Source organism: Bacillus sp. RHFS10 (assembly GCF_016757475.1).
In the GTDB taxonomy this organism is placed as follows: domain Bacteria; phylum Bacillota; class Bacilli; order Bacillales; family Bacillaceae; genus Bacillus; species Bacillus subtilis_G.
The window spans coordinates 1-21,897 of sequence record NZ_JAESPO010000008.1; the positions used below are offsets into that span (position 1 = coordinate 1).

Below are 21,897 nucleotides of genomic sequence, written 5' to 3' on the forward strand. Positions count from 1 at the left end.
TACCTAGCCAAGCAGGGCTAGGTATGTGGGAGCTCTTTTTCTGCTTTTGAAATCAGCTGAATATCTAAAGAAACATTACAAAACAAAAAAGCTTGTAGAAAAAACATCGTTTTCTCTACAAGCTGAACCTGCCTCAGAGCAGGTTCTTTTTCGATCTTTAGACTTCCACTGTCCAGTTGCACGGCCCTTTCACTTTGCCAAGCTGAATATCTGTTATCGTTTCATACAATTTTTTCGAGATGTCCCCGATTTGTCCGTCGCCTACAATCACCGTTTTCCCACGAATATTGAGTTCACCGACAGGCGTTACGACGGCTGCCGTGCCCGTGCCGAAGACCTCTGTCAATTCCCCGCGCGCAGAGGCCGCATAAATCTCATCAATCGAAATTCTCTCTTCACGAACCGGAATGCCCCAGCTGCGAATCAGTTCAATCGCAGACGAACGTGTAATCCCGCTTAAAATACTCCCGTTTAAAGCCGGTGTGACAGCTTCCCCGTTCATGACAAAAAAGATGTTCATGCTCCCTACTTCTTCCACATATTTCTTTTCAATGGCGTCCAGCCACAGCACCTGGTCATAGCCCCGCTCATTCGCTTTTCGCTGCGCTTCAAGGCTGGCGGCGTAGTTTCCCGACGTTTTTGCACATCCGACTCCGCCATTTACCGCCCGCACGTACTCATCTTCGACGTAGATTTTCACCGGCTTCAGCTGATCGCCATAGTATGAGCCGACAGGCGAAAGCACGATCATAAATGTATAGGTTTTGGATGCCTTCACCCCGAGACTCGGTTCTGTGGCGATGATAAAGGGCCGAATATACAGTGACGTCCCCTTTTCCTTTGGAACCCAATCTTTCTCCAGCTCAATTAATTGCGTCAATGCCTCAAGCACAAGCTCTTCGTCTAAAGGAGGCATACTCATGCGCTCACATGATCTGTTCAGCCGTTTGATATTTTGGTCCGGCCGGAACAGAAGCACTCTGCCATCTTCTGTTCTGTACGCTTTTAATCCTTCAAAAACAGCCTGGCCGTAATGAAAGACAGATGAAGAAGGATCAAGCGTAAGCGGCGCGTACGGCGTTATTCTAGGATGGCACCAGCCTATTCCCTCTTCATAATCCATCACAAACATATAATCTGTAAAATATTTCCCGAATTCCAAGAATGACGGGTCAGGCTTCGCCTTATGAAATGCAATTTTTTCTCGTTCGATAAGCTTATTCAATCTGATCAGCACACCTTTCACATCGTAGTTGTTTAAATATTCAGTCTTTTTAAAGCTGCAAAAACTTCAGCCGCTTCTTTGATTATACGCCGCTTTTAATCTATAAATTTCAGAATATTCTTTATGATCATCAGCTATTATACACCACATCCATTGTCAAATGAAGAAAAAATAAAAGAAAAACAGCCAGATTCATTCCGGCTGTCTGATTTTAGACTGCTAAATAAAGGACGGCAATATGGCAAATCAGCAAAATATACACCGCGATCACAAATTGCCAATTGATCTTCTGCGCCCATGCGAACACCAACATCATGACAGGCAGTATCACTGTCCCCGCCAACTTGTTCACTGTCAAATCCGGGCTGTTTGTACCATCATAATGAATCGGCATCTCCGCCGGAAGAAACGGATAAAACACCATTGAAAGGACGAAAGCAGCAATCACAGACCCCCACAGCGCTTTTCCATTCGTCAATAGAAACATAGAACCACCATTCCTTTCTTCATAACCATCAGGCGTTTTCTTTCATACGCATTGCTTTATGAATGATATGACTGTTCTACGGTGAATTTCGTTCGGTCTCCCCGCGTAATAATTTGCGCATATTCCACGACTTCTTCATTTTTATCATAGGTGAGGGATTCTGCTAAAAACGCCGGTGCTCCCACATTGGTTAATAAGTGGCCGCTGATCGTTTCATCGGTTAAAATCGGTTCGATCGATTCCGTGCCCCTGCTGATTTCAATATTGTATTTTGTCCTTAACAGTTCAAAAAGCGAGCCGGTGCACTCTTCCGGAGCCAGACCAGGTGCCGCTTTCCATGGAATATATGAGGTGTGGTACTGCAAAGGTTCCCCCTCGGCATATCTGACTCTGACAAGCTTATTGACAGGTTCATTCTCTTTCATTTTCAAAAGCTCGGCAATGGAGTGATCAGCAGGGATCACCACGAGTTCAAGCACTTTTGATTCAGAACGCAGGCCTCTCATTTGTTCTGCAAAGCTCGTAATCTGATGCGGAATCGGCGTTTGTATTTTTGCCGCCGATACAAATGTTCCTTTTCCTTGAATCCGTTTAATATATCCCTCAAGCTCAAGCTGCTGCAGAGCCAATCTCACAGTTGTTCTGCTGACATCATATTGTTCGCAAAACTCGCTCTCCGTCGGCAGCTGATCATTCGCCTTATATTTGCCCGACTTAATTAATTCAATGATTTTAAACTTGATAACAGAATATAAAGCTGTCATTTCATTCTCCCCATCCTGTATGCAAACCGTTCTTTTTGATTGAGACCATCATACCACTTAATCTCATAATGATGAAAGATTTGTATCTTTCTTTTATAACAAATTTTCAGAAATTTATATTGACACTTTAATGATTATGGTGCTAAATTCGTAATGACAACTATCATAAATTGATTGTAACAAATGTGGTGCTTGTCTATCTCTTTGGGGGGTGTCGCATGAAAATTATTGTCGCCGAGCATTATGAAGAACTCTGTAAGTTAAGCGCTAACATAATCAAGGAACATGTACAGGCAAAGAAAGATGCCGTTCTCGGCCTGGCAACAGGAAGCACGCCGGTCGGCTTGTACAAGCAGCTGATTTCAGACTATCAGTCAGGCGAAATTGATTTTTCAAAGGTTACTACATTTAATTTGGATGAATATGCAGGCCTCTCTCCATCTCATCCGCAAAGTTATAACAATTTTATGCATGAGCACCTTTTTCAGCATATCAATATGCAGCCTGACCATATCCATATCCCGCAAGGAGACAATCCGCAGCTTGAGGCTGAATGTATGATCTACGAGGATCTCATCCGTCAGTCGGGAGGCATTGATGTTCAAATTCTCGGCATCGGCGCCAACGGCCACATCGGTTTTAATGAACCGGGTTCTGATGTTGAGGGTCGAACACGAGTTGTTAAGCTGTCAGAAAGCACGATACAGGCAAATGCCAGATTCTTCGGCGGTGATCCTGTGCTGGTGCCGAGACTCGCAATTTCAATGGGCATTAAAACCATCATGAAATTCAGCAAACATATTGTGCTTTTAGCGAGCGGCGAGGAAAAAGCAGATGCCATTCAAAAGATGGCTGAAGGCCCTGTCACGACAGATGTACCGGCCTCCATTCTTCAAAAACACAATCATGTAACCGTTATCACAGATCAAAAAGCAGCCAGCAAATTAAAGAATACATCCTACTCATAAAACAATAAAAGGAGATTGTCATGTTTAAAAAGGCATTTCAAATTCTGCAGCAGCTTGGCCGTGCATTGATGACCCCGGTTGCCGTCCTGCCGGCAGCCGGTCTTTTGCTCCGTTTCGGTGACAAGGATTTACTGAATATCCCTATTATAAAGGATGCGGGCGGTGTTGTATTCGATAATCTGCCGCTGATTTTCGCCGTGGGGGTCGCGATCGGTTTAGCCGCCGGCGAAGGTGTAGCCGGACTTGCCGCTGTCATCGGATATTTAATTTTAACCGTTACCCTCGACAACATGGGGAAATTACTTGGCCTTCAGCCTCCGTATGAAGGAGCCGAGCACCTGATTGATATGGGCGTATTCGGAGGAATCATCATCGGGCTTCTTGCCGCCTATTTATATAAACGTTTTTCAACAATTGAACTGCATCCTGTCCTTGGATTTTTTTCAGGAAAACGGTTTGTCCCAATTATCACTTCCATCAGTTCATTGGTGATCGGCGTCATTTTCTCATTGGTATGGCCGCTGATCCAAAACGGGATTAACGCTGCCAGCAGTTTAATTGCCGATTCAACGGTCGGCCTGTTCTTTTATGCAACGATCTATCGTTTGCTGATTCCTTTTGGCCTGCATCATATTTTTTATACACCTTTCTATTTTATGATGGGAGAATACACAGACCCGTCAACAGGAAATACCATAACCGGCGATCTGACAAGGTTTTTCGCGGGAGATCCGACAGCCGGGCGCTTTATGATGGGAGATTTCCCTTACATGATTTTCTGTCTGCCGGCAGTTGCACTTGCCATTATCCATACCGCACGTCCGGAAAAGAAGAAAATGATCTCCGGCGTGATGATTTCTGCCGCGCTCACATCTATGCTGACAGGCATTACAGAGCCAGTTGAATTTTCTTTCTTGTTCGTTGCGCCCGTGCTCTATTTGATTAACTCTATTCTCGCCGGCGTCATCTTTGTCGTTTGTGATTTATTCCATGTCCGCCATGGCTATACGTTCTCAGGCGGCGGAATTGACTACGTCTTAAACTACGGACTGTCGACAAACGGCTGGGTTGTCATTCCTGTCGGGATCGTATTTGCTTTCATATATTATTATTTGTTCCGATTTGCGATTTTGAAATGGAATTTAAAAACGCCGGGCCGTGAAACAGATGAAGCCGATCAGAATGAGGCAAAAGCGCCTGTTGCAAAAGACCAGCTTGCCTTTCATGTGCTGCAAGCCTTAGGCGGACAGCAAAATATCGCCAACCTGGATGCGTGTATTACAAGGCTCCGTGTGACCGTTCATCAGCCAAACCAAGTCAGCAAGGATGAATTAAAACGGCTTGGCGCAGTAGGTGTGCTGGAAGTCAACAACAACTTCCAGGCGATATTCGGAACAAAATCCGACGCCTTAAAAGACGACATCAAAACGATCATGGCCGGAGGCGTGCCTGATACAGCCGCCGCGCTGGATGCGGAAACTGACATACAGCAGATTCCCGCTTCTGACGAATCCTTTATTTATCCGCTCAAAGGAGAAACAGTCTCTTTAACGGACGTGCCGGATCCAGTTTTTTCAGAAAAAATGATGGGCGAGGGGTTTGCGATTGATCCATCGGAAGGAAAAGTCATTGCCCCAGCAGACGGCGAAATCGTCTCCATTTTTCCGACAAAGCACGCCATCGGCTTTATGAGCGCCGGCGGCATTGAAATCCTGATTCATGTCGGCATTGATACTGTCAAATTAAACGGGGAAAGCTTCGAAGCACATGTCACGAGCGGACAAGCCGTCACACAAGGTGAACTGCTTCTCTCATTTGATCTCGATACCATCAAACAGCATGCCGCTTCAGCTGTAACACCGATCATTTTCACCAATGCATCTGAAGAAGATATGAAGCACATTCAAATAAAGTAAAAAATCCCTCCTGCTGGTGATGTTTTCGTTGGCACATGAAAACATCACCACCAAAATAAAAAAGGACAAAATCCCGAAACGAAATGTTTTAGGATTTTGTCAACATCTGAGAATACCTTGAATACAAGGTGTTCTTTCTACTATTCAGCAGCAGCGTGATCTTCTTTTTCAATCGCTGCCAGTCTTGCGATGACTTCTTCTTCTGTCATATTGTGCTCTTTGACATACAGGTTTCTTGAGTTCGTGCGGCATTCGTGGCTGCAGCTGCGCATATACTTATACTCATTTTCCGGTGTGCATATCATTTTTTTGTTGCAAGATGGATTTGCGCAGTTCACATAACGCTCACACGGTTCACCTGTAAAGCAGTCTTTTCCGACAACCACATGCTCGACACGGTTGACAGGCACGCTGATTCTTTCATCAAAGACGTAGCACTGGCCGTCCCAAAGCTTGCCTTGCACCTCAGGATCTTTTCCGTATGTCACGATTCCGCCGTCAAGCTGTGATACATCTTCAAAACCTTGCTTCATCAGCCATCCTGAGAATTTTTCACAGCGCACGCCGCCCGTGCAGTACGTTAAAATCTGTTTGCCTTCAAGCAGCTCTTTGTTTTCTTCAATCCACTCAGGCAATTCACGGAAGGCTTCGATGTCAGGACGGACAGCACCTCTGAAATGGCCAAGATCATACTCGTAATCGTTACGCGCGTCGAGCACAATTGTGTTTGGGTCCTGCATTTTCTCGTAAAATTCCGCAGGCTTCAAATGCTGTCCCGTTGTTTCATTCGGATCCACATCATCCTCAAGACGTAGCGTTACAAGCTCTTCCTTATGGCGGACGAAGATTTTTTTGAACGCATGGCCTTCTTCCTCATCAATTTTAAATACCATATCCGCAAAACGAGGATCAGCTTTCATTGTTTGCATATATTTTTCAGTCTGTTCAACCGTACCTGATACCGTACCGTTAATTCCTTCAGAAGAAACAAGAATACGGCCTAACAAACCAAGCTCCTTACAAAAAGCCAAATGCTGCTCTCTAAACGCCTCTGGATCTTCAATCGGTACATATTTATAGTAAAGTAACACTCTGTATTGTTTTTCCATGATTTAAACACCCTGTTCAATTATAGTTAGTTGCTATGCACACTCTTACTATATCATACAGGAAAATGCCGCAAAGATGAACATATCCGCACAGACTGATAAAAATATCCAAGCTCTTGCAAACCCACGCGGCACCAGGGTTTATTAATAACGAATAGTATTTTCCACTAACTTACTAATAAAAGTAGTTGTCTGAAAACTATTTTTGTAGTTCCTCTTCAAAAGATAAATTTATCGGCTCATCTAAAAGTTCTCCCGGCATTTCAAGATTTGTTGAAGGAATACTCTCATCTACCTCTTCAAAAACAACATGATCCATCCACATCTGACCCGGCCCAGATAATAGGACACCAAAGGAAATCACAGCACTCTTTTCAGGGACATCTAAAACAATAGCATAATGATTCCAATTGGTTGTCCCGGTAATAGGCCTGTTGCTCATATTGTCAAATTGGAGAACATCGTCAGCAGCACTGTCAACCCGCATCCAAAGTGAGGCAAAATGCTGCACTCCTTTTGTTTTGATAAAACTTGATAGCCGAAGCCTTTTTCCTAGATAGCGATCTGCCTTAAATTGCTGCATCATCGTCGCAAATTCACCGTTGCCCTGCACCATCGTTGATTTTAAATACCCTGAAGCTTTTCCCTGATGTACATTTTCCCGGTCAACCCCCATTTCGAATTGGAACGGATGGCTCCCGCTCAAAACCCAGCCCTTCATTTTTTTCTCCATGTAAGATTCCTCCTTTTTTGAAGTAAAACGCTTCATAAATGTTCGATATGCGCCAGGCGGCATGTGATACAGCTTTTTGAACGTCCTCGTAAATGCTTCTTGAGATTCAAACTGATAATACAAAGCAATATCAATAATGCGAAGATCTGTATAAAGCAAAGCTGCCGCTGCATTCGCAAGACGCCTTAACCGAATATAAGAAGCAACCGACATGCCGACTTCTTTTTGAAAAATCCGATGAAAATGGAATTTTGAAAAGCCTGAAACGTTTACAATATCCTCACTTGATATTTGCTCATGTAAATGTGATTCAATCCAATCGATTGTTTTCTGGACAGCTTTTTCATAATACATTGCACGTTTTAATCTCCTTTCTTTTTTAGAATAATGGATCTCGGCTTATATGTTTTGATGATTTTTGCGATATGTAAAAATCCCCTGTTATATCACAGGGGACACCGCTCACTTGATAATGACAGATGGCGTGATATGCTCCAGCCAAATGACACCGTCATATTGTTCCTTCAGGATCATCTGCTCTTCCATGAATCCCCAATAAAGTGCTGTCCGCGGGGTATACATCCACGAAGTGCCTTTCTTGTTTTTTGTATGGAGAAAATCAACAAACACAGCTGGATGGTCCGCAGCCTTCAGCAAAGCTTCGAGACTTCCAGTCGGCGGCGGGCTTGTGACCGGCGTAACGGTCTTATTGTCTGAGCTATCAAGACTGGCGCCTGAATATGCATAAATACCAATCGTATATGTTTGTTTTTTCAGCCGCTCCGGCAAATAATCACCCATATTAGGAGTGTTTGCCTGTGTCATATCCTTAATCATTTTCGTATTCTGTTTGCGGAGATGGTAATTGTGGCCCCAGACAATGATTTTCTTTTTTGGATAAAGGGTGTCGGCAATCCACTGAAATTGATCAGCCATCATTCGGTCTCTTAAAACGAAAGGTAAATCCTCTAATTTCTCCGGATAATCCTCTAGCTTTTGTTTCATTTCTTGAGGCATATACGTTTCCATTACGTCAATTCGCAGCTGGAGAGAATGCATAAACATCTCATAAGCTTTCGGCTCTTTCGGTAGTTGTGCTTTTAACTTCGATGCATGTGTTTCTGCGAATTGAATAAGCTCACCGTAGTTTTTCACCAGCACTTCCTTCTTTTGCGTAAATTCCTCAAAGGTGCTGCTGCCAGTCACCAATTCTGAAAAATCGTTTTCTGATTGGGAAAGCAGCTCAGCTTTTTCGGGGTTCACCGCCTTCACCCATTGATTCGCATTATCATTAAATGAAGCTTTAAGGCTTTGAATATCAAAACCGGTCAAGATAAGCGGATCGCCTTTCTCTTTTTGCTCTTTCATGTAATCAAACAGTTCAACGACATCTTCTGTGTGCCAAACGGCGTAAATGGAGTTTTTCATCGTGCTCTTAGAGGTGGATTGGCCCATATTGAGGTAGGATGTATTTGTATCCGAAAATCCGGACTCGAATGCCAAAACATCATATCCTAATTCTTCATGGAGGTATTTGATCATGCGGATCTTTGTTGCATTGATTTCGCCAGCGCCGTGTGTGGTTTCTCCTAACTGAACGATTCGTTTTCCCTTCAGCACCTTCTTCAAAAAGCGAAGGTCTTTGTTTGAAGCATCGGAAGCATCCAGTGGACGCGCATGTCGTTCAATCCAGCGCTCCCAATGTTTTTCTTCAGAAACAGCCCGGGCTGAGGCTGAAAAAGAAGAAAACACCAGACAGACGATCAGCAGCGGCAGAGCCATTTTCACTATCATTCGTTTCAATTCTATCTCTCCTTTTCTGCAAGGTTCTCTAGTAGTTACGAGATAGATATAGAAAAAGTTTCCTTTTTCCACAGCGAAAAAAGCCTCTCTTATTAAAAGAAGCTTTCACTGGATTCTCTCATCACCTGCTGAAAGTAAAACCGATACGTATTTCGTAAAAATGTTTCTACTGGAAGCTGCACATCCGCTCGGTATTTGCTGATGATAAACGGAAACCGCTCGATTCCTTTCTTGTGCAGGTCGCTCGCTAGTGCCTCATCCGTTGCCATTTCTTGCAGAATCGCTTCAACGATCGGCCAGCACGCCTCTCGCACTTGCCTCAGGACAGCTTCATCTCCGGTTTTCTGATAATCTGTGATCCAGCTGGCGATTTGTTTCTCCATGAGTCTCACTTCCTTCCAAAAAAAGAGGCGCTTCGTTTAGACGAGCCCCTCTTTTTACTCTTCGTAACCTATCAATTCTCCGACTTGGACTTCCTGGCCTTCTGTTAAATTGGCGGCCGGCTTGAACGCGTCTTTTTCAAAAATCAAAATGACGGTTGAGCCGAATGAAAAGTATCCCAGCTCCTCGCCAATCTCCAGCTCGTCCCGGGTACTTGTCTGCACGATAGAGTTAATATTCAACGCGCCGACAGGAATCATCAGGACACTTCGACTGCCGCCATTCAGCTCGTATACAAAGCGATAATTTTTCGACAGCACATCTTTTCCGTATTTTAACCCTAATTGATTTACCGGGTATGAACGATTTCCGAGCTCGGCCAGCTTTTGATACCTGCAGCTGATTGGGGAATGGAAACGGTGATAATGCCGCGGGCTTAGATACAGCACGACGAAGTAACCGCCGTTGTATTGATGGTCCGCGCGTTTACAGCCGGTCAGCTCAGCGAATGAATAATCTTTTCCCTTTACCGTAAAGGTTTGATTCGGGTTGATTTTTCCCACCGTCTGAACCACACCGTCAACAGGGCTGACCACCGCCTGCAACTCTTTTGAAACAGGGCGCCGCTCCAGATCAATATGTCGAATGAACAATTCGGACAGCGAACCATAATCAGCGGCCGTACCGTCAACATCATCCCAATTTAGCCGAAAATGTTTTGAGAAAAGCGGAATGACCGGTTTGCTGATTTTAGACTCGCAAAATCCTTTAATCAGATAGGATGACAGACGATGATTCGTCAGCTCTATCAATGAACGATACAGAATCTTTACAGCTGTGTTAAACATGAATAATCCCTATAACCCTTCCGATTGTAATAAAAATAAAGCACCATAAAAAGGCGCCGATTGCCGCAAACGCAATATACGTTTTCAGTTCCATTTTGCCTATTCCCGAAAAGTAGCACGTCATATGTCTGACGCCGGGTATGAAATAACCTAAAATAAGCGAATATGGACCGTATTTCTTCATCCATTTTTCAACTTTCATCATTCTCTTTTCTTTTAATCCGACCCACTTGCCGTACTTGTCGATAAATGGGCGGCCGGCTTTTCTGCCGATCATGTAGCTGATCAGCATACCTGACAAAGCCCCGACAAAACTGATGAATATCGAAAGCTCATAATTCAGCACGTCCGTATGCGTAAAGTAGCCGACGACAGTCATCATCACTTCATCCGGTATCGGCAATCCAACAATCCCTAATACGAGCATCAAAAAAATAGCGAGATAACCGTAATCCGCTATGAGCTGCTGAACTAATTCCATCTCCCGGACTCCAGGTTTTCTGCCGCGTGTTTTTTAAAATGAGGAAATTTAATTTTGCTCACCATTAAATATGAAAGTCCGCAAGTGCCGATCGCCAGCAGGATCGGATTATAGGTAAAGCTGAGAATCACAAGACACATGCCCGCAAATGGAATCGGCATTCCGATAAATGTCGGAAGCTTACTTTGTTCAATGTTAAATTTAGAGAGGCGAAGCATTCCGCAAATGCTGTACGTCAATGCGCATAAAATCCCGATAAATGGAAGAGAGTATAATGCGACACTGTAAGCAAGCATTGAAGGAGCCACACCAAACGTCACTAGGTCGGCAAACGAATCCAGTTCTTTTCCCATATCAGAAACGGCATTCAGCTTACGTGCAGCCATCCCGTCAAAAAAATCGAGAAGCATGCCGGTAAAAATGAAGAGCACTGCTGAATGAATGTTGTGATATAACAAGGAATGAATCGCCAGCAGTCCGCAAATAAAATTTCCTATCGTAATCATACAGGGGATATAATTCACAGTGTAACCAAACCTCCAATTGTAAAACCATCTATCATTATTCGACGTTATGGATCGAATAGCGTTACAGGAAAAATTTTCTCTATTAAGCATGATAACATAAAATGCCCTGCAAAAAGCAGCATTCAAATTCTATTATTATACAACATTTGTTACCTTTTGAACAATGAATGCCATTCTTTTCATGTTTCTGACAATTTTATTCTTCGCTCAAAAAGGACAAGACTCGTTGATTGACGTACTCTGGCTGCTCCAGAGATAACAAATGCCCGGCGTTCTTCACGATTTCAGCCTGAATTCCCGGCACCAATATTGAAGCCCGCTCTAAAGCCATTTGCTGATGGCACATGACCTCGTGCTCACCGAACATCAGCAGCATCGGGACCGCAATCGATTTCAATTCCCGGTCTGTGAACACGTACGGAAAGCCGTTTTCTGTCGGTTTCAGGCTTCTTTGTTCATCCTGCCATTCCACACCCGCCACAATTTGTCTTTGCAGCGCAGGATGCAGATCATAACGGCTAGCCGTGACCCACTTGATATATGCCTCAGCTCCTCTTGACCCTGTAAGGCCCGCAGCAAATTTATAGACATCTGGATAATATGATATAAATGCTTCAGCAGGACTCATCACAACCGCCCGCTCTACTCTTTCAGGCGATTGGAGCAAAAAATTCACGATATGGGAACCCCCCAGCGAGAGGCCTGCCAAGTGTGCGGTCTCAAGTTCAAGCGAATCTAAGACGTCTTTCAGCCATTCTGCGCAATCTGCTCTCGTATCCAGAGCAGCTGATGGTATACTTTTGTTTTTGTCTCCTATTATATCGACCGCATATGTACGATATTGACTGCTCCACGCCGCGATATTCGGATACCACATAAGAGAGCTGAAGAGCCCCCTGTGAAGCAAAACGAGCGAAGGTGCGTCCTTTGGCCCACTTGCCATGATATGCGTTTTTCCAAAACGAGTAGAAACATAGAATGCTTCCGACTCAATCGGCCACAAAGAAAGGCTTTGATCATATGCCTGGTAAAAGCGAAGACCGCTTTCAGCCGCGGCAGGCTGCATCGAATATTGTGTCATTTTCTTCTTTTTCCTCCGGGTTGATTGATATAAAAATCAAGGATAATGCCCCTTTTGTCTCGTAAGAAAAAATACCTATGTATGATTATCTCATATTATAAATTTCCAGTATATATATATAGTTTGGCTTTCTGTGATAAAAAAAGGCGGTTTCCTCGAAATCAAGGAAACCGCCTATTCTTTGAAAACTAATGGAATGACCTTATCTTTTTTATCCTCTGTTAATGAGATGTGATGGGTTACTGATTTTTCATCCTTCGTCAATGCGACTGAGTAGTTACCTTTTTTGCCGGTATCCCATTTGATGTCTCCATTTTTGTCTGTTTTGCCGAGTATCTCGCCAATCTCTATACTCGGCTCTTGATCTGAGACCGGTGCTGCGACAATCGTCACTTGCACTCCTTCAACCGGCACCCCCTCAGCATCCTCCACATGAAAAGTGACAGGAATCGTTGTTTCTTTCTGAGCAGATTGGGTCGGTGAACTGCACCCGCATAAAAACAAAATAAACATGAAAATGGCTAATTTGCTGTATTTATTGATTTGCCCAATATTGAATATTGTTGAATACATCGTTCGTCACCCTTGTTCCCAAGTTGTATGACGATCCCCCGTTCGTGTGAATCGCAATAGCTGTCTGTCCTGTATCACTGTAGTTTCGATAAACAGGTGAGCCGCTTTGGCAGCCGTACGTATCTGTTGTATAGGTCAGCTTATATGTTTCAGCGGATCGAATCGGCTTTGTATCAGACCACATTGTGCCAAATGTTTTGTCACACGGGAATCCTGTCACTGACGAGGAAAGTCCCGCGGGACTGCTGCTGTTTGTTGTCCGATAGCCGTACCAGCCAACCGTGTTTCCGGGAGAACCGTTTAATTTAATAGCTCCGTAATCATAATTGGTGTTATTGCTTTCCGTCCATCCTTTAACGGAGTAAAACATCGTGCCTGAATAAGTTCCATAAGGATATGACGAACCGTTGCGGCCCGGCGCGGCTGTAATCGTTGAAGCCCATCCATGATCCTGGCTGTACACACAATGTCCAGCCGTTACGACTGTATTGGCATTGACTAAAAACCCGGTGCATCCATATGTGCTTGAGGTGTTGGGATACTTGATTGAAAGTTGGACAGTTGCTCTGTAAGGAAAAGATGTAGTGCTGGAGATTCTGGTGCGTTCATCGGTTCCGATGATACTCGAAGGCTGTAAGGCTTGAATGTTTTTTTCCAGTCCCTTTTGGCCGTAAAGCGATTTACTTGTTTTCCCGGTTCCCTCATAAGGATCGGAAACCTGTTCTTCTTTTGACGTTTGGTTTTTCGTAGCATCGGCTTCTTTACCGTTATTCGATACAGACATTTGCGGGTTCTCTGCCGCTTTTGCCGGTGCGCCGAAAGATACCGCCGCTGCCAATGCCAAACATAAAACCGTTAAACCAGTGAACCATCTTTTTCTGAATGTTGAAACTAATTTCATTCTAGCCATCTCCCTCCCTTTGTGTCAACCACCCTTATACATGGAAGACTTTTACATTATAATCAAATTTCTGATTCTTATGATAAAACTTTTATGGAGGATGAAAAAAACAGGCCTTGTACATGACAAAGGCCCGCTTAAACTCTACTTTATAGATAGCTGATCCAACGCTTTCTTTGCGTTCTCTCTCGCTGTTTCGACTGTATCTGCCCCAGAAAGCGCAACCGCCATACGGCGTCCGGCTTTCGTTATCGGCTTGCCAAAGACGCGAACTTGTGTCTTCGGTACTGCCAGCGCGTTTTCCAGGCCTTCAACAGTGTAGTCCGCTGATTCTTCCGGTGCTTTGAGGGGCCGGCTGGCGCCAGGAGAAAGCTGGGTGATTTCTGTAATCGGAAAACCGAGAATCGCCCGGACATGCAGCGCGAATTCTGACAAATTTTGCGTCACCAGCGTGACAAGACCCGTATCATGTGGACGAGGAGATACCTCACTGAAATACACTTTATCTTTCGCAAGGAACAGCTCAACGCCAAACAGACCGTATCCGCCAAGCTCATCCGTAATGGCTTTCGCAATATGCTTCGCTTCTACCTTTTGCTGCTCTGTCATATGATGCGGCTGCCATGATTCGATATAGTCTCCGTCCTTTTGCACATGGCCGATTGGCTCGCAAAATGTCGTCCCGTTGACCGCACGTACGGTTAAGAGCGTAATTTCTGATTCGAATGGAATAAACTCCTCAACAATCACGCGCCCGTTTTTCACCCGTCCGCCTTCCATCGCCGTCTCCCAGCAGCTTGCTAAATCCGTTTCAGAGCGGCATACACTTTGGCCTTTTCCAGAAGAACTCATCAATGGTTTAACGACACAAGGGAAGCCGATCTGAGCTGCCGCTTGTACAAATTCGTCATATGTATTCGCAAATTCATAGCCAGCCGTCGCAAGTCCGAGCGTTTCCGCCGCAAGCCGCCTGATGCCTTCCCGATCCATCGTCAGCTTCGCCGCACGCGCATTAGGGATGACGTAAAATCCTTCCTCTTCAAGCTTCAGCAATTCATCCGTCGCGATCGCCTCAACCTCAGGCACAATCAAATCCGGCTTTTCTTTCTCAATGATAGTTCTGATCTGCTCGCGATCCAGCATATCAACGACATAGCTGTTATGCGCGACCTGCATCGCCGGAGCATGCTCATAACTGTCAACCGCCACCGTCTGTACCCCAAGACGTTGGGCTTCAATCACTACCTCTTTACCTAACTCACCTGAACCTAACAACAAAACCTTCTTCGATTGGTACATCTCTGCCCCTCCTATCTGTTTCCCAACCATTATAACTGAAATATTCGAAAAATAAATTTTTATTAAAAAAGATAAAATAAGAAGATCTTATTTTGCCTCATTAGAAAATATCCACAAGTATTGTGAAAATAAAGCTATTATCGAGGAATAAAAATCTTTAAATTCTTATACGAAAGCAGACCAATCACGGTCTGCTTTCTCTATTCCAAACAGCAACATCATACAAGAAATCCCCAAAAATCATGCTACACTTAATCCAAGACCATCACACCGACAGGAGGCATCCCATGCAAAACGAAACACGCACACTGCAGCTTGACCCGCACCTTCATATAGAAGCCTACCGCTTTAAGGGAATTATGCAAAAATTCCCGAACCACTTTCACGATTATTATGTGATTGGCTTCATTGAAAAAGGACAGCGGTATCTGGCCTGTCAAGGTCAAGAATACGTCATCAATCCAGGTGATCTTCTCCTCTTTAACCCCCGTGACACGCATAGCTGTGAGCAGATTGACGGGCGGACGCTTGATTATCGGTGTATCAATGTGATGCCGGATGTCATGGAGAAGGCGGTGGAAGAAATTACTGGCACAGGACATCTCCCGTATTTCTCCCAGCATGTGTTATTCCGCCACGAGCTGACAGCCAGCCTGCAGGAATTGCATATGTTGATATCCAGAGAAAAGCAGGCTTTGCGCAAGGAGGAGCTGTTTCTTCACCTGCTGGAAGAGCTGATCCGCCGTTATTCTGACGTCACGTTCCTCAGCAGCATTCCCGAACCGTCCGACGAGGTCAAAATGGTTTGTGAATTTTTAGAAGAGCATTATACCGAGAACGTCATGCTCAATGATTTGAGTGAATTAACAGGCTGGAGCAAATATCATTTATTGCGTTCATTTACAAAACAAAAAGGAATTACGCCTAATAGTTACCTGGAGACAATCCGGATTAACCAAGCGAAAAAACTCCTTGAACAAGGGGTCAGACCGATTGATGCGGCTTTTCAGACAGGATTCAGCGATCAAAGCCATATGACGAAGTTTTTCAAACGGCAGGTGGGCCTGACGCCGAAGCAATACATGAAGATTTTTGAAAAGGAGCTGCAAAGATGAGCACACAAAGAGAAACGACCGGGCATATCGCAGCCATTGCGACCATTCTGGTTTGGGGAACGACCTTTATTTCAACAAAGGTTCTGCTGACTGACTTTACGCCAATGGACATATTATTTTACCGGTTTTTGATGGGCTTTATTACTCTTATTCTCGTACGTCCCAAAATGATACCGTTCAAAAACTGGCGGCAGGAGCTGTTATTTGCCGGGGCAGGTTTATTTGGCGTAACACTTTACTTTTTATTAGAAAATATAGCCCTTACGTATACATACGCTTCAAATGTCGGCATGATCGTGTCCATTATCCCGATGATCACGGCTGTACTGGCTCACTTTCTGCTTGAAGGCGAAAAACTGCGGCTGACTTTTTTCATTGGTTTTGGGGCGGCACTGATCGGGCTTTTATTGATTACGTTCAATGGCAATGTCGTACTGCGGCTGAATCCGTTCGGTGACATCATGGCAGTCGGAGCCGCTATCGTGTTTGGAGGCTATTCGATATTCATGAAAAAATTAAGCGCTTACGATTTTCATATCATCGAGCTGACACAGAGAGTGTTTTTGTACGGTTTGTTGTTTATGGTTCCCGCTTTATTTTTGTTCGATTTTCATTTTGACCTGAGCCGATTTTCATCTGCTTCAAATGTACTCAACATGCTCTTCCTCGGCATCGGCGCTTCCGCCCTGTGCTTTGCCACATGGAATTACTCAGTCGGCGTGCTCGGCGCCGTCAAATCCAGCGCGTATATTTACATGGTCCCAGTCATCACAATCGCCGCCTCGATCCTGATCCTGCACGAAAACATGACCTGGATCGCTCTCGCAGGAGGTGCGCTTACACTTTTAGGCCTCTACATTTCAGAGCTGAAACCGAAAGCGAAGCTGGTGGAGAACGGATGTCATATGGATGCTTAACGGCATCCATTTTTTATTCTACCGAACTATCTGCTATTTTACTGGCTATTTTTGCTTATTATACTAGTTAACATCAAATTGTTTCACCTTGAAATAAGAAAATAAAATGCGCAATTTCTATACTTAGGAGATGTATGTATTGAATAAAGACCTACACACATATAAAGAAACCGAAACAGCAGCGAAGTTTATTTTAGAACATGCAAAAGATGATAAAGAACTTTTGATTTTCCTAAACAAACATGACTCCATCATGCTGAATCAATTAAAAATATTCTTTAGCGAACCGCAGCTCACATTCAAACACACTATCAAAATCGTTTGTTTCGTGACATTCGTAACGTTATATATTTATTTTTTCAGCACTCGTTTTAATGAATTAATAGAATTAACTGTACAAATGTTTTTTGCCTTGATTGGCCTTTTTTGGGTTTTTGTTGTTTTCCCATTTTCAAGAAAAGTTCAAATCTCTGACCGCTTCAAACAAAAAGTCGAAAACACCCGCATTGTCGGAATGATTGACTTCGTATTAGAACAGAAATACAAAAAAAAGCATCTCTGAATAAAAGAAGAGATGCTTTTCTCTTACAGCTTCTCCACCACAGCCGCACTGTCACGCGTGACCGCCCCGGGCTCTCTCAGCAACACGTTCATCACACTGGCCAGCACGAGCATCCCGATCGACAAATAAAAAGCCAGTGTATATTCACCCGTTACCGTATAGATGACACCAGGTATATACGCGCCGAGTGCCGAGCCGATTTGATGGGCGAGCGACAGCCAGCCGATCATGAGGCCGATCGAGTAGTTTTGAAAGTACTGGGTGGCGAGCATTTGAGTCGGCGCTACGGTAGCGAAGTCCACTAATCCAAACAGAATCGCAAAGCCTAGAAGCAAGTAGGGTTCGTGGCTGTAAATCAGAATCACGATCGAAAGCGCGCGTACCGCATATAAAAAGCACAGGATTTTTCGGCTGCTCCACCGGTCCGCTACAATTCCGGACAGTAAGATGCCAGCGATATTAAAGCCGGCAAGCAGACTGACAGCGGCACTGGTGACTGTCGTTGAAAAGCCGTGATCGTGAGAAAAGGGAATCAAATGAGTATCCATCAGCCCCACGGTCGTAAATCCGCAGATCAAAAACGGCAACATCAAAAACCAGAATTGCCTCATCCGAAACATCCCGGTCACTGAAAGAGCAGTTGTTTTGGGCGCTGTTTCTTTTTCCGCAGCCGCAAGCCCGCCTATCGGCTCTGCATTCTTTTCTGAAGGATTGTTTCGCAGCATCAGCATTGCAGCCGGAAAGACAATCACGATTAACAGCAGCCCTAACACCACAACCGTCAACTTCCAGCTAAACCAATGGATCAGCATGAGTGAGCCGGGAACGAGAAGCATTTGCCCAGCGCCAAAGCCTGCTTCCATGATCCCAAAAGCTAGTCCGCGCTTTTTGCTGAACCAATTGACGACCAACACACTTGCTGCCACATTCGATGCCCCGCCAACTCCAAGCGAGACACCTAATCCATAAAGCAAAAACAGCTGCCAAGGCGAAGTGACAAAGTATGTTAAGAAAATACTGACTCCTGTCAGCAGCGCACTCCATGACAAAACAGCCCGAGCACCCCATTTATCCACAAGCCGCCCGATCACAGGCTGAGATATGCCATAGACAATAAAGCTTATCGTAGAAATCAGCGAGATGGTGCCTCTATCCATTGAAAATTGCCGTTCCCACGGCTCCACAAACGCACCAAACGACAAGCGCACCCCCTGAACGGCCAATAAGATCAAAAAGGTGACGGAAACGATGATCCAAGCATAATGCAGCCTTTTCATGATAGCTCCAAATCCCACCGTTCTTCTGTCAGACGCTGCCCCCATAATGGCGCTTCTTCTTTCACTTCACTTATCCTGAATCCAAATTTTTCGTAGAGCGGACGGGCCTCAGCCATGGTGCTCACCGTCCAAAGGAAAATGCGTTCAAACCTCATTTCCCTGCAGTATGCAACCAGATGCTCAAGCAATTGAGTGCCGAGCCGTCTGCCCCGAAAATCGTCATCAACCAGGAACCATCTGAGCTGCACAGTCTTTTCCTCATGTTTGACCAAACCCACACAGCCGGCAAATTTCCCGCCGCTTTCCGCGATCCATATGTTTTCGATTTCCGCATCAAATGTCTCATGAAGATAAGCTAAAAACGTGTCGTCCCAGCCATGCGCCTCCGCATAAAATTGTCTATGTTTTTCAATGAGGATTTGAAGATCATCCGAAAGAAAATAATCTCTAATCGATATGTCTGACGTTCTGGAAGTTAGTGACTGTGAAAGGATCGCTTCAATTTCCGCCATCGCCTCCGCAAGCTTGTGCTGGTCCTTTTGGTCAATTTCCTTCAGCATCAGTTCTACTTGTTCGTTCGCTTTCTCCTCCAGCTTTTTATAAATCGTTTTTCCTGATTCCGTGACATAAATATAATGGTGGCGCGCATCAGCTTTGCTCTTCTGTTTATAGATCAAATCTTCTTTTTCAAACAGTTTCAACATCCTGCTGACATATCCCCGGTCAAGCCCAAGCTTATCCTGAAGGGCTTTTGCCGTACAGTTAGGCGTATTATAAATTTCAAATAAAATCCGTGTTTCTGTTAAGGAAAACGGGCTGTCGTAAATGTGCTCATTAAGGAAGCCAAGAACATTTGTGTAGAATCGATTGAACTTTCTGAATTTTAAACCGACAGATGATCCACTGGTTTTCAAATCTATCCCCACTTTCTTATATCGTTGATTAAGGCAATTATAATCATAGTTAGTTGCCATAGTCAACGATATATTGAAAAGTGGAGCATTTTCATTTTCCTGATGCTTTCCTTTTCCTGATCACAATCATTGTGATATAGGATATAGCCAGTGAAACCAAGGTATAGACAACAACCCATCCCAAAAATGATAGATTAAAAACGGTAAAGGTGAGCACTAGCGAAATCATCAAACTAAACACCGGCATCAAATACGCATTTTGACAAACACAAGTCCCGACAACCGATAACACGATAATCCCTAACGGCAAAATACCGAATGCGATATCTAATTCATCCACCTGCAACAGCCTCCCTCCAGATTTTTATGCTGCTTGTAAAAAAACATACCCGCAATTAGTAAAAGGATAATTTTCACTCCCTAGATCCACATTTGAAAATTACCCGTTTACATTCACTCCGGACTATGATAATTTAAGAAAGCGCTATCATGATAAGTTAATAGCTTGGATGGAGATGAGGAGAGCCAGGAATCCAACCCCTTTTAAACAAGGGGTGTTTTCTGGCTCTTTTTGTTTTTCGGAAAGGAGGCACGCCACACATCCAGCACAAACAGCAAAGGGGATGATTTTGATGTTTCACATGTTTAAACCGGCTCCTCACATTGAGAGACTCGATGATTCAAAGACGGATGCGGCTTATAAAAGGCTTAGGCTCCAAGTATTCATTGGTATTTTTATCGGCTACGCAGGCTACTACCTGCTGCGGAAAAACTTCGCCTTTGCCATTCCTTATCTGCAGGAACAGGGATTTTCAAAAACGGAACTGGGATTGGTGCTGGCCGCTGTGTCCATTGCGTACGGCTTCAGTAAATTCATCATGGGCATGGTGTCTGACCGCTGCAATCCGAGATATTTTCTCGCGACAGGCCTATTTTTATCAGCAATCGTTAATATTCTTTTCGTTTCAATGCCTTGGGTGACTTCGAGCGTCACCATCATGTTCATTTTTATGTTTATCAACGGATGGTTTCAGGGAATGGGCTGGCCGCCATGCGGCAGGACAATGGCCCACTGGTTTTCCATTAGTGAACGCGGGACAAAAATGTCGATCTGGAATGTCGCCCATAACATAGGCGGCGGTATTCTTGCTCCGCTTGTCACTCTTGGCATTGCGATGTTCGCGACTTGGAAAAGCGTGTTTTTCTTCCCAGCCATCATCGCCATTATCATTTCATTTTTGATTGTTTTATTGGTTCGCGATACGCCTCAATCTTGCGGACTCCCACCAATTGAAGAGTATCGTAATGACTATCCCAAACACGCTTTTAAAAATCAGGAAAAAGAATTAACAACAAAAGAAATTCTTTTTCAATACGTGCTGAACAACAAATTTCTTTGGTACATCGCGTTTGCGAATGTATTTGTCTATTTTGTGCGGTACGGCGTTGTTGACTGGGCGCCTACTTACCTAACGGAAGCCAAAGGCTTTTCTCCTGAGGACTCGCGCTGGTCGTATTTTCTTTACGAATACGCCGGCATACCGGGAACGATCCTGTGCGGCTGGATCAGCGACCGATTTTTCAGAAGCCGACGGGCACCGGCAGGGGTTTTGTTTATGGCGGGCGTTTTCATTGCCGTATTGGTGTACTGGCTGAATCCCGCCGGTCATCCGCTCGTAGACAACATCGCCCTGATCAGCATTGGCTTCTTAATCTACGGACCTGTTATGCTGATCGGCCTGCAAGCGATTGATCTTGCGCCGAAAAAAGCAGCCGGAACTGCGGCTGGTTTGACCGGATTTTTCGGATACATCGGCGGATCCGCTTTCGCCAACGCCATTATGGGCTTTGTCGTTGATCGATATGATTGGAACGGCGGCTTTATCATGCTGGTCTCTTCCTGCATTCTTGCCATCGTCTTCTTAGCTTTGACGTGGAATACAGGAAAACGGGCGGAGCACGTTTAAGAAAGAAAAACAAAAGATTAATCGTTTTCCAACACGCTGTTTACATCTG

General features: G+C 44.5%; 23 protein-coding genes. 6 read left to right on the forward strand and 17 right to left on the reverse strand.

Annotation, left to right across the window (positions count from 1 at the left end):
• Window positions 1-157: 157 nt before the first annotated feature.
• The 3 genes from JMN17_RS19525 to gamR all read right to left on the reverse strand — a co-directional run bounded on the left by JMN17_RS19525 (window position 158) and on the right by gamR (window position 2,476).
• Window positions 158-1,225, reverse strand: coding sequence for a branched-chain amino acid aminotransferase (locus JMN17_RS19525; protein ID WP_087991805.1), 1,068 nt, complete (start codon window positions 1,223-1,225; stop codon window positions 158-160).
• Window positions 1,226-1,436: 211 nt separating this feature from the next.
• Complete coding sequence (locus JMN17_RS19530; RefSeq protein ID WP_087991804.1) at window positions 1,437-1,712, reverse strand: DUF1648 domain-containing protein; 276 nt, start codon at window positions 1,710-1,712, stop codon at window positions 1,437-1,439.
• 56 nt (window positions 1,713-1,768) lie between these two features.
• Window positions 1,769-2,476: a transcriptional regulator GamR gene (gene gamR, locus JMN17_RS19535; RefSeq protein WP_202329058.1), complete on the reverse strand. Its 708-nt coding sequence runs from the start codon at window positions 2,474-2,476 to the stop codon at window positions 1,769-1,771.
• Window positions 2,477-2,694: 218 nt separating this feature from the next.
• Between gamR and nagB the strand changes: the two genes are divergently transcribed.
• Window positions 2,695-3,444, forward strand: a complete 750-nt coding sequence (gene nagB / locus JMN17_RS19540) for a glucosamine-6-phosphate deaminase (protein ID WP_087991802.1) — start codon at window positions 2,695-2,697, stop codon at window positions 3,442-3,444.
• A gap of 20 nt (window positions 3,445-3,464) precedes the next feature.
• The gene (gene ptsG / locus JMN17_RS19545) at window positions 3,465-5,360 is read left to right on the forward strand and encodes a glucose-specific PTS transporter subunit IIBC (RefSeq protein WP_087991801.1); all 1,896 of its coding nucleotides are present in this window, start codon (window positions 3,465-3,467) and stop codon (window positions 5,358-5,360) included.
• A 140-nt stretch (window positions 5,361-5,500) separates the two neighbouring features.
• Here the strand turns inward: ptsG and trhO are convergent, their stop codons facing one another.
• From trhO to purT, 11 genes are all read right to left on the reverse strand, one after another.
• Entirely contained in the window at window positions 5,501-6,469 is a 969-nt protein-coding gene (gene trhO / locus JMN17_RS19550) for an oxygen-dependent tRNA uridine(34) hydroxylase TrhO (RefSeq protein WP_087991800.1), read from the reverse strand.
• 199 nt (window positions 6,470-6,668) lie between these two features.
• A complete protein-coding gene (locus tag JMN17_RS19555; protein ID WP_202329060.1) occupies window positions 6,669-7,556 on the reverse strand; it encodes a helix-turn-helix transcriptional regulator in 888 nt (295 codons plus the stop codon).
• 108 nt (window positions 7,557-7,664) lie between these two features.
• Window positions 7,665-9,005: an erythromycin esterase family protein gene (locus tag JMN17_RS19560; protein ID WP_087991798.1), complete on the reverse strand. Its 1,341-nt coding sequence runs from the start codon at window positions 9,003-9,005 to the stop codon at window positions 7,665-7,667.
• A 92-nt stretch (window positions 9,006-9,097) separates the two neighbouring features.
• Entirely contained in the window at window positions 9,098-9,388 is a 291-nt protein-coding gene (locus JMN17_RS19565; protein WP_087991797.1) for a hypothetical protein, read from the reverse strand.
• Window positions 9,389-9,442: 54 nt separating this feature from the next.
• Complete coding sequence (locus JMN17_RS19570; RefSeq protein WP_087991796.1) at window positions 9,443-10,234, reverse strand: phosphatidylserine decarboxylase; 792 nt, start codon at window positions 10,232-10,234, stop codon at window positions 9,443-9,445.
• Window positions 10,227-10,715, reverse strand: a complete 489-nt coding sequence (locus JMN17_RS19575) for a DedA family protein (RefSeq protein WP_087991795.1) — start codon at window positions 10,713-10,715, stop codon at window positions 10,227-10,229. Before JMN17_RS19575 ends, JMN17_RS19570 begins: the two co-directional genes overlap by 8 nt.
• Window positions 10,706-11,239 (reverse strand): CDP-diacylglycerol--serine O-phosphatidyltransferase, encoded by a 534-nt coding sequence (gene pssA / locus JMN17_RS19580; protein WP_087991794.1) that lies wholly within the window; start codon window positions 11,237-11,239, stop codon window positions 10,706-10,708. The genes JMN17_RS19575 and pssA overlap by 10 nt, the downstream gene beginning before the upstream one ends.
• Window positions 11,240-11,438: 199 nt before the next feature.
• Window positions 11,439-12,323: an alpha/beta fold hydrolase gene (locus JMN17_RS19585; RefSeq protein ID WP_087991793.1), complete on the reverse strand. Its 885-nt coding sequence runs from the start codon at window positions 12,321-12,323 to the stop codon at window positions 11,439-11,441.
• A 174-nt stretch (window positions 12,324-12,497) separates the two neighbouring features.
• Window positions 12,498-12,896, reverse strand: coding sequence for a DUF2606 family protein (locus JMN17_RS19590; RefSeq protein WP_202329062.1), 399 nt, complete (start codon window positions 12,894-12,896; stop codon window positions 12,498-12,500).
• Window positions 12,859-13,797: a trypsin-like serine peptidase gene (locus JMN17_RS19595; RefSeq protein WP_087991791.1), complete on the reverse strand. Its 939-nt coding sequence runs from the start codon at window positions 13,795-13,797 to the stop codon at window positions 12,859-12,861. Before JMN17_RS19595 ends, JMN17_RS19590 begins: the two co-directional genes overlap by 38 nt.
• 144 nt (window positions 13,798-13,941) lie before the next feature.
• On the reverse strand, window positions 13,942-15,096 hold the full coding sequence (gene purT / locus JMN17_RS19600) for a phosphoribosylglycinamide formyltransferase 2 (RefSeq protein ID WP_087991790.1): 1,155 nt from the start codon (window positions 15,094-15,096) through the stop codon (window positions 13,942-13,944).
• Window positions 15,097-15,383: 287 nt separating this feature from the next.
• Here purT and JMN17_RS19605 point away from each other — a divergent pair, with 287 nt between their 5' ends.
• From JMN17_RS19605 to JMN17_RS19615, 3 genes are all read left to right on the forward strand, one after another.
• Window positions 15,384-16,211, forward strand: a complete 828-nt coding sequence (locus tag JMN17_RS19605; RefSeq protein WP_087991789.1) for an AraC family ligand binding domain-containing protein — start codon at window positions 15,384-15,386, stop codon at window positions 16,209-16,211.
• Window positions 16,208-17,128: a DMT family transporter gene (locus JMN17_RS19610; RefSeq protein ID WP_202329064.1), complete on the forward strand. Its 921-nt coding sequence runs from the start codon at window positions 16,208-16,210 to the stop codon at window positions 17,126-17,128. Before JMN17_RS19605 ends, JMN17_RS19610 begins: the two co-directional genes overlap by 4 nt.
• Before the next feature lie 139 nt (window positions 17,129-17,267).
• Window positions 17,268-17,690 carry a hypothetical protein gene (locus JMN17_RS19615; protein ID WP_242519928.1) on the forward strand — a complete coding sequence of 141 codons (423 nt, stop codon included), beginning with the start codon at window positions 17,268-17,270 and terminating at the stop codon, window positions 17,688-17,690.
• A 23-nt stretch (window positions 17,691-17,713) separates the two neighbouring features.
• Here the strand turns inward: JMN17_RS19615 and JMN17_RS19620 are convergent, their stop codons facing one another.
• The 3 genes from JMN17_RS19620 to JMN17_RS19630 form a co-directional block, all read right to left on the reverse strand.
• Window positions 17,714-18,967 (reverse strand): MFS transporter, encoded by a 1,254-nt coding sequence (locus tag JMN17_RS19620; protein ID WP_087991787.1) that lies wholly within the window; start codon window positions 18,965-18,967, stop codon window positions 17,714-17,716.
• Complete coding sequence (locus JMN17_RS19625; protein ID WP_202329071.1) at window positions 18,964-19,881, reverse strand: bifunctional helix-turn-helix transcriptional regulator/GNAT family N-acetyltransferase; 918 nt, start codon at window positions 19,879-19,881, stop codon at window positions 18,964-18,966. Before JMN17_RS19625 ends, JMN17_RS19620 begins: the two co-directional genes overlap by 4 nt.
• Before the next feature lie 91 nt (window positions 19,882-19,972).
• A complete protein-coding gene (locus tag JMN17_RS19630) occupies window positions 19,973-20,221 on the reverse strand; it encodes a YbeF family protein (RefSeq protein WP_087991809.1) in 249 nt (82 codons plus the stop codon).
• A 292-nt stretch (window positions 20,222-20,513) separates the two neighbouring features.
• Here JMN17_RS19630 and glpT point away from each other — a divergent pair, with 292 nt between their 5' ends.
• Complete coding sequence (gene glpT / locus JMN17_RS19635; RefSeq protein WP_087991785.1) at window positions 20,514-21,848, forward strand: glycerol-3-phosphate transporter; 1,335 nt, start codon at window positions 20,514-20,516, stop codon at window positions 21,846-21,848.
• The last annotated feature ends 49 nt before the right edge of the window (window positions 21,849-21,897 follow it).

Coding starts and splice junctions, on each gene's coding strand:
- JMN17_RS19585 (WP_087991793.1), bottom strand. CDS start 12,323: ATGACACAATATTCGATGCAGCCTGCCGCGGCTGAAAGCGGTCTTCGC.
- purT (WP_087991790.1), bottom strand. CDS start 15,096: ATGTACCAATCGAAGAAGGTTTTGTTGTTAGGTTCAGGTGAGTTAGGT.
- gamR (WP_202329058.1), bottom strand. CDS start 2,476: ATGACAGCTTTATATTCTGTTATCAAGTTTAAAATCATTGAATTAATT.
- JMN17_RS19605 (WP_087991789.1), top strand. CDS start 15,384: ATGCAAAACGAAACACGCACACTGCAGCTTGACCCGCACCTTCATATA.
- JMN17_RS19565 (WP_087991797.1), bottom strand. CDS start 9,388: ATGGAGAAACAAATCGCCAGCTGGATCACAGATTATCAGAAAACCGGA.
- glpT (WP_087991785.1), top strand. CDS start 20,514: ATGTTTCACATGTTTAAACCGGCTCCTCACATTGAGAGACTCGATGAT.
- JMN17_RS19555 (WP_202329060.1), bottom strand. CDS start 7,556: ATGTATTATGAAAAAGCTGTCCAGAAAACAATCGATTGGATTGAATCA.
- JMN17_RS19595 (WP_087991791.1), bottom strand. CDS start 13,797: ATGAAATTAGTTTCAACATTCAGAAAAAGATGGTTCACTGGTTTAACG.
- nagB (WP_087991802.1), top strand. CDS start 2,695: ATGAAAATTATTGTCGCCGAGCATTATGAAGAACTCTGTAAGTTAAGC.
- JMN17_RS19620 (WP_087991787.1), bottom strand. CDS start 18,967: ATGAAAAGGCTGCATTATGCTTGGATCATCGTTTCCGTCACCTTTTTG.
- JMN17_RS19610 (WP_202329064.1), top strand. CDS start 16,208: ATGAGCACACAAAGAGAAACGACCGGGCATATCGCAGCCATTGCGACC.
- JMN17_RS19590 (WP_202329062.1), bottom strand. CDS start 12,896: ATGTATTCAACAATATTCAATATTGGGCAAATCAATAAATACAGCAAA.
- JMN17_RS19570 (WP_087991796.1), bottom strand. CDS start 10,234: ATGTTTAACACAGCTGTAAAGATTCTGTATCGTTCATTGATAGAGCTG.
- JMN17_RS19575 (WP_087991795.1), bottom strand. CDS start 10,715: ATGGAATTAGTTCAGCAGCTCATAGCGGATTACGGTTATCTCGCTATT.
- trhO (WP_087991800.1), bottom strand. CDS start 6,469: ATGGAAAAACAATACAGAGTGTTACTTTACTATAAATATGTACCGATT.
- JMN17_RS19530 (WP_087991804.1), bottom strand. CDS start 1,712: ATGTTTCTATTGACGAATGGAAAAGCGCTGTGGGGGTCTGTGATTGCT.
- ptsG (WP_087991801.1), top strand. CDS start 3,465: ATGTTTAAAAAGGCATTTCAAATTCTGCAGCAGCTTGGCCGTGCATTG.